The 9369-nt window shown below is 71.8% G+C and carries 9 protein-coding genes and 1 pseudogene; 6 read left to right on the top strand and 4 right to left on the bottom strand.

Annotated features, from left to right (window positions below; genetic code table 11):
• The 3 genes and pseudogenes from ACFXA3_RS24415 to ACFXA3_RS24405 form a co-directional block, all read right to left on the bottom strand.
• Nucleotides 1-269 (bottom strand): annotated as a pseudogene (locus ACFXA3_RS24415) (hypothetical protein); the annotation flags it as partial.
• Nucleotides 227-1339: a TIGR04222 domain-containing membrane protein gene (locus tag ACFXA3_RS24410; RefSeq protein WP_385190100.1), complete on the bottom strand. Its 1113-nt coding sequence runs from the start codon at nucleotides 1337-1339 to the stop codon at nucleotides 227-229. The pseudogene ACFXA3_RS24415 and the gene ACFXA3_RS24410, both read right to left, overlap by 43 nt.
• A complete protein-coding gene (locus ACFXA3_RS24405; RefSeq protein WP_385190097.1) occupies nucleotides 1336-2811 on the bottom strand; it encodes a DUF692 family multinuclear iron-containing protein in 1476 nt (491 codons plus the stop codon). Before ACFXA3_RS24405 ends, ACFXA3_RS24410 begins: the two co-directional genes overlap by 4 nt.
• Before the next feature lie 522 nt (nucleotides 2812-3333).
• Here ACFXA3_RS24405 and ACFXA3_RS24400 point away from each other — a divergent pair.
• From ACFXA3_RS24400 to ACFXA3_RS24390, 3 genes are read left to right on the top strand one after another with little or no spacing between them, the layout of a single operon-like run.
• A complete protein-coding gene (locus ACFXA3_RS24400; protein ID WP_385190095.1) occupies nucleotides 3334-4269 on the top strand; it encodes a hypothetical protein in 936 nt (311 codons plus the stop codon).
• Nucleotides 4270-4286: 17 nt separating this feature from the next.
• Entirely contained in the window at nucleotides 4287-5279 is a 993-nt protein-coding gene (locus ACFXA3_RS24395) for a hypothetical protein (RefSeq protein ID WP_385190092.1), read from the top strand.
• 38 nt (nucleotides 5280-5317) lie between these two features.
• Complete coding sequence (locus ACFXA3_RS24390; protein ID WP_385190090.1) at nucleotides 5318-6343, top strand: hypothetical protein; 1026 nt, start codon at nucleotides 5318-5320, stop codon at nucleotides 6341-6343.
• A gap of 80 nt (nucleotides 6344-6423) precedes the next feature.
• Here the strand turns inward: ACFXA3_RS24390 and ACFXA3_RS24385 are convergent, their stop codons facing one another.
• On the bottom strand, nucleotides 6424-7191 hold the full coding sequence (locus ACFXA3_RS24385) for an aminoacyl-tRNA hydrolase (protein ID WP_385190087.1): 768 nt from the start codon (nucleotides 7189-7191) through the stop codon (nucleotides 6424-6426).
• A 71-nt stretch (nucleotides 7192-7262) separates the two neighbouring features.
• Between ACFXA3_RS24385 and ACFXA3_RS24380 the strand changes: the two genes are divergently transcribed.
• The 3 genes from ACFXA3_RS24380 to ACFXA3_RS24370 form a co-directional block, all read left to right on the top strand.
• The gene (locus tag ACFXA3_RS24380; RefSeq protein ID WP_385190084.1) at nucleotides 7263-7937 is read left to right on the top strand and encodes an AIM24 family protein; all 675 of its coding nucleotides are present in this window, start codon (nucleotides 7263-7265) and stop codon (nucleotides 7935-7937) included.
• A complete protein-coding gene (locus tag ACFXA3_RS24375) occupies nucleotides 7934-8758 on the top strand; it encodes an ATP-binding cassette domain-containing protein (RefSeq protein WP_385190102.1) in 825 nt (274 codons plus the stop codon). Before ACFXA3_RS24380 ends, ACFXA3_RS24375 begins: the two co-directional genes overlap by 4 nt.
• Nucleotides 8755-9369: hypothetical protein (locus ACFXA3_RS24370; RefSeq protein ID WP_385190082.1), on the top strand; the 615-nt coding region annotated here is incomplete at its 3' end. The genes ACFXA3_RS24375 and ACFXA3_RS24370, both read left to right, overlap by 4 nt.

The raw sequence follows: 9369 nt of genomic DNA, 5'->3' as shown, positions 1-9369 counted from the left end.
TGGCCCCCCGGCCGGGGGCCGCCGGGTAGATCGCGGGTATGGTTCGGGTTCAGTTCGACTGGCCGCTGGGGCGCGCCCGCACCCCCGTCGGGTGCGGGCGCGGGCACCGAGGCCATGGCGGCGGCTCTCAGCAGGAGGGTGCACGACACCAGCACCCCGGCCCAGGCCGTCAGAAGGAGCAGGACCCAGAACATGGCTGATTCCCACGAGGTGTAGAAGTGCCCGGTCAGGAACTGCTGCCGCAGCTCGAACCGGACGAACTGCTGCAACTGGAACTGCTGGAACAACTCGAACTGCTGGAACAACTGGAACCGCTGGAACAACTGGAACCGCTGGAACAACTCGAACTGCCGGAGCAGCTCGAACCGCTGGAGCAACCGGAACCGGACGAGCAACCGGAGCCACCGGAACCGCCGCCGCAGCCCGACCCGGAGCCACCCCCGCCGTCACTGCCCGCGCACCATACGACGGGCAGGACGACGGCGGAAGACCCGCAGGAGTCGACCGGCGACGAGGACGAGGACGAGGACGAGGACGACGAGGCCGAGGAGGTGCCCCGCCGCGCGGCGCGGGCCTGGGCGGCCGCCAGCCTGGTACCGCGGGCGGCCGGCACCAACTGCCCCCGCAGGTGCGGGTCCCGCAGCCCCCGCAGCCCGTACAGGGCGGTCTGCACGTACGGACTCCGGTCGTTCAGGTACTGCGCACGGAGCTCGCGCAGCGCCGCCCGCCCCGCCGGGGTGAGCCGCTTGCGGGCCTGCCTGGCGAGGACGCAGCCCATCACGATCCCGCCCGCCAGAGCGGGAAGCACCTTGAGGATGAACGGCACCTGCGGGTCCGGGTCGAGCGCCAGCGCCACGAACGTCAGCGGCAGCGAGAACACCACCCACGCCGCGCACACCACGGTCTGGATCAGTGCCCGGCGCCGCCACTTCCGCCCGGAGCCGGGCGGGGCGAGCAGGCCGCGGGCGGCGAGCGAGTCGCCGGTCTCCTGGACGGCCGGGTCGGTCATGGCGGCGTACCGCACCTGGTAGAGCCAGCCGGACGGCGCCTGCCGGTGGGCTTCGAGGACGGCCCGCTCGCCGATGTCGCCGGCCCGCGCCCCGGGGCGCACCTGGACGATGCCGGGACCGCCGGCCACCAGCCGCCCGTCCCCGAGCATCGAGACGAGCGCGGTGTCCACCACGGCCCCGGGGCCGCCGGCCATGAACGCGGCCTCGGACAGGTCGTGCAGGCGCGGCGCCGGGCCGGCCGGGCGCGGCCGGGACCGCCGCACGCCGAGGCCCAGCAGCAGGGTGGACGCGATGACGGCGATCCAGATCGCGACGGCGAGGACGTTCATGCGGCACGCCCCACGAGGGTGCGGGCCCAGCGCACGATCCGGCGCGGCGGCCGCGCCCCGGCCCGGTCCTGCCACCACGCGGTGAGCCGGCGCCGGGCGGCGGGGTCGGCGGGCAGGTCCCGGATCAGCAGGTGCTCGGCGAAGTCGAGGGCGTCGCGCCGGTATCCGGCGGTCATGGGCCGGTTGCGGGCGTAGTCGAGGAACGCCTCGCGGTACGGGTCCTCGCCGCCCAGGATCCCGGGCAGCTCGGGCGCGAGCTTCGCGACGACCCCGGCCCGCTTGGCGGCCAGCGCCCGCGCCTGCACGCGGACGCGCTGCCGGTCGAACCCCTCGGGCACGGGCGTGCCGGCCACCAGGGCGGACAGCAGGGCCGCCTGTTCCAGACCGACCCGGACCCGGGCCCGCTCCGGGCCCGCCGGCACGCCGGACGCGGCACAGGCCTCCGGAGCCCCGGACGCCGCCGACGCTTCCGGCGCGTGCGGAGCGTGCGGTGCGTCCGACGCGTGCGGTGCCTCCGACGCGTGCGGCGCGTCAGGTGCGTGCGCCGCCGGTGCGTGCGGAGCGTGCGACGTCTCCTGTGCGTCCGACGCGTGCGGAGCCGCCGGTGTGTCCGACGCGTCCGGTGCGTGCGGCGCCCGCCGTGCGGGGGTCGGTCCCGCGGCGGTGACCACCGCGCGGATCGCGGCCAGTTCCGCCGCCAGCTCCTCCTCCGCCGGGAAGTCGTCGTCCCGCTCCAGCAGCACCCCGGCCGGCTCCACGCGGCCGCGCAGCTCCGCCAGGATGTCCAGCACCACCGGCGGCACCGGGTGCGCGTGCGTGTCGTGCCACACCCCGCCCCGCTCCACGCCCCCGGCGACGTGCACGTACGCGAGCGCCTCCAGCGGGATCGCGTCCAGTACGGCGAACGGGTCCTCGCCCCGGTTCACCCGGTTCGTGTGCAGGTTGGCGACGTCGATCAGCAGCCGGACCCCCGTCCGCTCCACCAGCTCCGTCAGGAACTGCCCCTCCGTCAGCTCCTCCCCGGGCCAGGAGATCAGTGCGGCGATGTTCTCCAGCGCGAGCGGTACCGGCAGGGCGTCCTGCGCGATCCGGACGTTCTCGCACAGCACGTCCAGCGCGTCCCGGGTCCGCTGCACCGGCAGCAGGTGCCCCGCCTCCAGCACCGGGGAGCCCGTCCGTACGAAGGCGATGTGCTCGGTGACCAGCGGCGCCCCCAGCGCCACCGCCCGCTCCGCGAGCGCGGCCAGCTTCGCGGCGTCGGGCCGTTCCGCGCCGCCGAGGCCCAGCGAGACCCCGTGCGGCACGACCCGTACCCCGCGCTCGCGCAGCCGCAGCAGGGACGCGGGCAGGTGGCCGGGACAGATGTTCTCGGCCACCACCTCGACCCAGTCCAGGCCCGGCAGCCGCTCGACCGCATCCGCGATCTCCGGCCGCCAGCCGATGCCCACCCCCAGGTGTGCCATGGTCTTCATGTCCCTTCGCCCCCCTCTCATCGGTCGTGTGCCGATGTCATCGCCCCGACGGACTCGGGCCAACCGCGGGAAGGGACGTTCAGAGCAACATTTGAGGTTCCCGGATTCCGCAGAGGTGCGCGCAGCGGGAGCCGGAGCAGCTCGCGGGCGCCCGCCGGGGCGAGTTCGGGCCTCTCACCGCGGGGTGCGGCCGGTGTGGGTTCAGGTTACGGTGAGTACGGCGACGACGACCCGGCTCACAGGGCTCCGCCATCCTGGAGCCCCGGCAGGTGACCTGCCCTCGATCGGGCCCGGCGAGATCCTCCCCCCTTTCGCCTCGTTCCCCGCAGCGCGCCGGATCACGCCGACGACGTCGCGTTGCCGTCCGGACCGCATCGATCACGTCCGGCGCGGTGCGCCAGGGCGCGCCGACGGGCTGCAAGCGGCTGCCGATCCCAGGACTCCCTCCTCGTCGCTTTCACCCTGTCGGTTTCACGTGCAACCCATCCGTCGGGAACGTGGGCGGAGGAGCGGAGACGACCCATGCAGATGAACGACGACTACCGGAAGGCCATCAACGGGACGTTGACGTCTTCCACGGGCTCAGGATCGGGATTCGGTCTGACGTTCCACAATATGACGGCCATACCGTTGAACATGTACCTGATAGCCGGGGACGGAAGCCACTGGGGCTGGAGTGCCAAAAGGCAGACCTTCCTGCCCGGAGAGCCGGGCTATCTCATTCCGGGCGCGACCAAGGCGGGTTATCAGGGCGGCAGTTCGATGGCGCAGGGCAATCCGACACTGGGCTGGTACTGGCTGTTCACCAATGCGCTGACCGGCGCCTTTGCCGCGGTCTTCGGGACGCCGTCCGTCGCCGGCGACATCTGCATCACGACCTGGGACCTCCTGGAGCCGAACGACATCGGGACGATACCGGTGCCGGACGTCGACGCCGGAATACTCATTCCGACGGATTCGCCCCGGGTCGTGGTCGGGTGCGGCCTGATGTCGGTCAACAGCGGTTCGTCGAACGTGGTGGTCCGGGAGCAGTTCTGGCAACGCCTGCCGGACTCCTACAGCATTGCGCCCGGAGAGACCAAGCAGAGTTCCTATACCGTGACCTCCGGGAAACAGGAAACCACCTCCGAGCTGAGCACGCTCGAGACCTCGGTCAACGCGTCGGCCAGCGCCGGCTGGGGTCCTGTCTCCGCGTCCGTTTCCGCTTCGCTGAGTACCTCCTCCACGAACTTCCAGCAGGTCACGGTCACCGAGGAGACGACGTCCTACGTTGCCGAGACCTACAGCCTCGATCCCACCGCCGAATCGCCCGAGATGATGCTGTATTGGCAGCTGGCCGACAGCGTGACGATCTACGACAGCAAGAACAACCCCCTCGGATCCATCGTCACCGGAACGCAGCCGATGGTGATCGGCGGCCCGTACACCATGCCTGGACCTTCCGAATTGATGTCCTGACGTACAGGGAGAACATCATGCAGATGAACTCGACCTATCAGCAGGCGCTCGACGGAACGCTGGTGTCGACGATCACCGGAAATACCGGGACGTTCACCTTCGCGAATGCCACCGAAATTCCCCTGGGCTGTTACCTCGTCTCCGACACGGGGGTCTGGCTGGGCATGGTGCCCAACGGCAATACCTTCGGCGAGGGAAACCCGTCGATGCACCTGGCGGCGGGAACCCAGTGGTGGACCTTCACCGTGCCGATCGACATGGGCGGATACTTCATCTTCGTCAACTACTACACCGGCGCCTTCGCCGCCGTCCTTCCGGCCACGGCCGCGGACTCCTACAACGGCGGAAACCTGATCCTCACCGTCGAGTGTTCCCATCTGCTCAACCCCAACGACATCGGACTGCCGCCGGCGCCCAACCAGGACGTCGTCATTCCGCCCGACTCGCCACGGGTCGTGGTCGGCTGCGGAACCGTCAACGGCAACGGCGTCGCCCGGGAGCAGTACTGGCGGCGGCTTCCCGAGTCGTACTCCATCGCAAAGGGGGAGTACAGGACGGAGAACTACACGACCACCTCGGGGATGGAGGTCACGACATCGCAGCAGTCCCAGGTGGCGGCCTCCGTGGGGGTCAGTGCGAGTGCCGGCTGGGGGCCGATCTCCGCCAGCATTTCGGCATCGGTGAGCGGAAGCTCCAGCACGTTCCAGCAGGTCAGCATGAAAACGCAGACCACGTCCTTCATCTCGCAGGCTTTCGACAACACCGCGGGCAAAACCGCGCAGATGTTCCTGTACTGGCAGCTCACCAACGTGGTCACGGTGTTCGACACCAACGGGAACGCCCTGTCGTCCCTCATCTACGGATCGGAGGAACCTGCGGTGATCGACGGCCCGCACGATCCGGCCGGCCTTCCGCCGCGTCCACTGAAGAAGGAGCTGCCCATGTCTGCGCAGATGCGAGAACTCCTTGCTCCGGCCGCTCCGGCCGCTGCGGACGGGGGCGTGCGATGAGTGCCGGACCGGTGCCTTTGACAGAAGTGCACACCGCGGTGGACGAGTGGATCTCCTGCCCCAACATCGTGCTCCTCGAAACCGGCGTGAAGACGGTGGGCGGCCACGAGACCGGCGAACGGGCCATCGTCGTGGGTGTCGTCCAGAAGAAGTCTCCCGCCTCCCTGACGGTCCTCGACTTCCCCGTGCCGCCGACGGTGGAGGCCGATGTCATCCAGCCGGACGGGTCGATCCGGCGCATGTCCGTGCCCACGGACGTGATCGAAACCGGCTGGATCCGTCCGCTGTCGGCCCTCTCCCAGTGGGGGGGCCGCCCCTGCCCGGGCGGGTACCAGATCGCAAGCCCGCGTCCGACGTCCTGGCTCCAGCCCTGGGGCTGGGGCTATCTGGCCGCGGGCACGATGGGCGTCACCACGTACTTCCTCGGTAAGCGCTGTCTGATCTCCAATTGCCATGTCATCGGCGATCGTTCGCGCGGACCGGGACTCGTCGTCTACCAGCCCCAGCCGGCGGTCCTCGAATTCTGGTCGTCCAACGCGATCGGGGTGTGCGACGGAACCTACGACTACACGACCTACCCCTCGGATCGCCAGAAGCGGGCCTTCAGGAACGTGTACGACTTCGCGTGGTGCGAGGTCCCCGAGGACCTGGAGCTGACGTCGCACGCCATCCCCGGTATCCACAACGGGACCGACCCACTCCAGATCGAGCAAAACGCCAAAGTGGGGGACAACGTGATGTGGATCGGGGCGCAGACCGGCGAGGTGCAGCACGCCGTGATTTCCAGCGAGGAAGCGACATGGATGGCGAAGGAAGACGACGGTAGGTTCTCTTACTGGATCGGCATGTCGCTGCGTGGAGGCAAGGCGGAGCAGGGTGATTCAGGGGCCGCCCTGATCCGTGAAGGGCCCTCCGACGAGTTCGGCCGGAGCAACGGCATCCTCGGTCTCCTAACCGCGGGGTCGGCGCCCGGGGAGGCCGTGAAGAAGATATTGGCGACTAGCATCCCGACCGGCAGTTCCTTCACGCTCCAGGAAATGCGTCCGCGGAAACAGCAGGTGTAGGCGTCCCCCGACGACGCGCCCCGCAGGCTCGCCTGCGTCCGGGCGGAAGTCGGGATCCGGGGGGAGTGCGGGGACGCGGGTCAGCCCGGAACCCCGCCGGCGAGCCGGGCCCGCAGGGCCGGGTGGTCCGCGACCACCGTCGCGGAACCGGGTGCGATCTCCGTGAACCCGGCGTCCCGCACCACCGGAAGGCCGCTCCCGCTCAGCTCCGCCCACCGCTCGCGCGCCGCCGTCCGTACGGCCAGCCGGAAACCGGAGTCCTGCCACGCGGTGCGCTCGGGGGCGGTCAGTTCCCACCACGCCAGCTGCGCCGCGTGCCCGGCCTGGGCCATCGTCTTGCCGGCGGACATCTCCAGGTCCGGGTTGAGCCACAGCACCGCGGTCCCCGGCTCGGCCGGGCCGACCGGCTCCGGGTCGTCCAGGTCGGTCCCCGAGACCTGGAGCTTCGCCAGCTCCTTGGGCCAGCCGTCCAAGGGCACCGGCGGGAAGACCCGTACCTCCGCCGTGTCACCGTGCACCGTGACACCGGGCAGGTCCCCGGCCTTGCGCCACTCCGCCCCGCGGGCCCGCCGCACCACCTTCCGGATCCGCGCGTCCTGCCAGTTGCGGACCGCCTCGGCCCATTCGCCCTCGCCGTGCGCGCGTTCGTCCGTCAGCAGGACCAGCACGGCCCGGGCCGCCGTCTCCAGTGCGTCCGTCCGGGCGGGCGGTTCGGTCTTCTCGATCCGCACCACCAGGGGCAGGACGAACTGCGGTGCCTCGTCGCGGGCGGCGTGCTCCTGCCGGAAGGGGCTGTCCGCCCCGACCGCGGGTACCTCTGAAGTGTGGTTCCGGTGCTGGCTGCTCATCCCGCCAAGGATGCCAGGCTCCCACTTCAGGATGATGCCGCAGGGTCCCGGACCGGGTGAGGATCGAGTCCATGAAGAGCGACCTTTTCTCGTCCGAGAACCTGGCCCGGCCCGCTGCCGCACCCGGCATGACCCTCCAGAACGCCAAGTCCGTGAAGTACACCGTCAACGGTGAAATGCTCGCCCGACAGGGCTCGATGGTCGCCTTTCGCGGGAACCTCCAGTTCGAGCGCAAGGGACAGGGCATAGGCGGCATGCTCAAACGCGCCGTCACCGGCGAGGGCCTCCCGCTGATGTCCGTGCGCGGGCAGGGCGAGGCCTGGTTCGCGCACCGGGCCGAACAGTGCTTCATCATCGAGTTCGAGCCCGGCGACGCGCTGACGGTCAACGGCCGCAACGTGCTCTGCTTCGACCCCACGCTCTCCTACGAGATAAAGATGGTGAAGGGCGCCGGCATGACCGGCGGCGGCCTCTTCAACAGCGTCTTCACCGGCACCGGCAAGCTCGCCGTGGTCTGCGACGGCCACCCGATCATCATCCCGGTCACCGCGCAGGACCCCGTGTACGTGGACACCGACGCGGTGGTCGGCTGGAGCGCCCGGCTGGAGACGGGCCTGCACCGCTCCCAGTCGGTCGGCTCGATGATCCGCGGCGGCTCCGGCGAGGCCGTCCAGCTGATGCTGCGCGGCGAGGGCTTCGTCATCGTCCGCCCCAGCGAAGCGACCGAGACGGCGGCGGCCCACTGAAACTCACCGGCGTGGGCCGCCGCCACGGACTGCGGCGCCCCTGGGTGCTGCGCGGCGTCGCGCTGGAGCTGCCGCCGGGCGCCCTCGTCCGCATCGAAGGCCGCAACGGCGGCGGCAAGTCCACGCTGCTGCGGATCATCGCCGGGATCGACACCCCGACCGAGGGGCGGATCACCGGCCGGCCGCGCCGCACGGCCTACGTGCCCGAGCGCTTCCCGGCGGCGCTGCCGCTCACCGCGACCGCCTACCTGACGCACATGGGCCGCGTGCACGGGCTCCGGGGCCCGAACGCGGCGGACCGGGCCGCCGCGTGGCTGGAGCGGTTCGGTGCCGCCGCGTACGCGCGGACCCCGCTGGCCGAACTCTCCAAGGGCTCCAGCCAGAAGGTGGCCGTCGCCCAGGCTCTGCTCGCCGAGCCCGGGCTGCTCGTCCTCGACGAGGCGTGGACCGGGCTCGACGCCGCGGCCCGCACCGAGCTGGACCGGGCCGTCGCCGAGCGGACCGCCGCCGGGGGCACCGTGGTCTTCGTCGACCACGACCCGGCGCGGCTCGCCGGCGCCGCCGACGCGCACCACCGGGTCGAGGGGACCGCGCTGGTCCCCGTCCGGGCTCCCGCGGGGCCCGCCGGCACCGGGCCCCGCGTACGGATCGAGGCCGCCGGCCCGCCGGGCGCCGAGCCGCCCCCGGGGCTGGCCGCCGAGCCCGCACCCGGCGGGGGCCTGCTGCTGACGGTGCCCGCCGCCCGCTCCGACGCGGTGCTGCGCGCCCTGCTCACCGCGCCCGCGCCCTGGCACATCCGAGCCGTGGAGGAACTGCCGTGACCGGCCTGCTGCGTTACCAGAGCGCCCTGCTGCTGCGCTCGCAGCGGTGGATCGCCCCGCTGCTCCTGTACGCGGCCTTCCTGGCCGCCGGGGTCCGGCCGGGCGACCCGCTGCTGGACTCGCTGGGCTTCACGGCCGCCGGACTGGTGCCCGTCACGGCCTGGCTGGTCCGGGTCTGCGTGACCGGCGAACCCGATGCCGCCCGCGACTGCGCCGCCGCCGCGGTGGGCCCCGTACGGGTGCACGCGGCGGCCCTGCTCACCGCGCTGGGAGGGGCGCTGCTCGCCGCGGCCGCGGGCACGGCCACGGTGCTGCTGATCGCCGACTCCGGCAGGTCGGAGCACGTGGAACCGCAGGACGCCGCCGTGGCCGGGGTGCTGGCGGTCCTCGCGTGCGCGCTGACCGGCGCGGCCGTGGGGGCCCTGTGCAGCCGTCCGCTGGTGCGCCCGACCGGGGTGGCGGTCCTGGCCTGCGGCCTCGGCTCGCTGCTGGCGTGGGGCATCTCGGGATCCCCGGCGCGGACCCCGGTGTCCGGCCGGGGTGAGGGTTACCGGGCACAAGTCGGTTGTGAGGGCCTGGGGGCGGGGAGGTCGGCGGGGGGCGGTGCGCAC

It is taken from the genome of Streptomyces sp. NPDC059456, from assembly GCF_042750055.1.
Taxonomy (GTDB): Bacteria; Actinomycetota; Actinomycetes; order Streptomycetales; family Streptomycetaceae; genus Streptomyces.
This window is presented reverse-complemented; position numbering and strand designations above follow the sequence as displayed.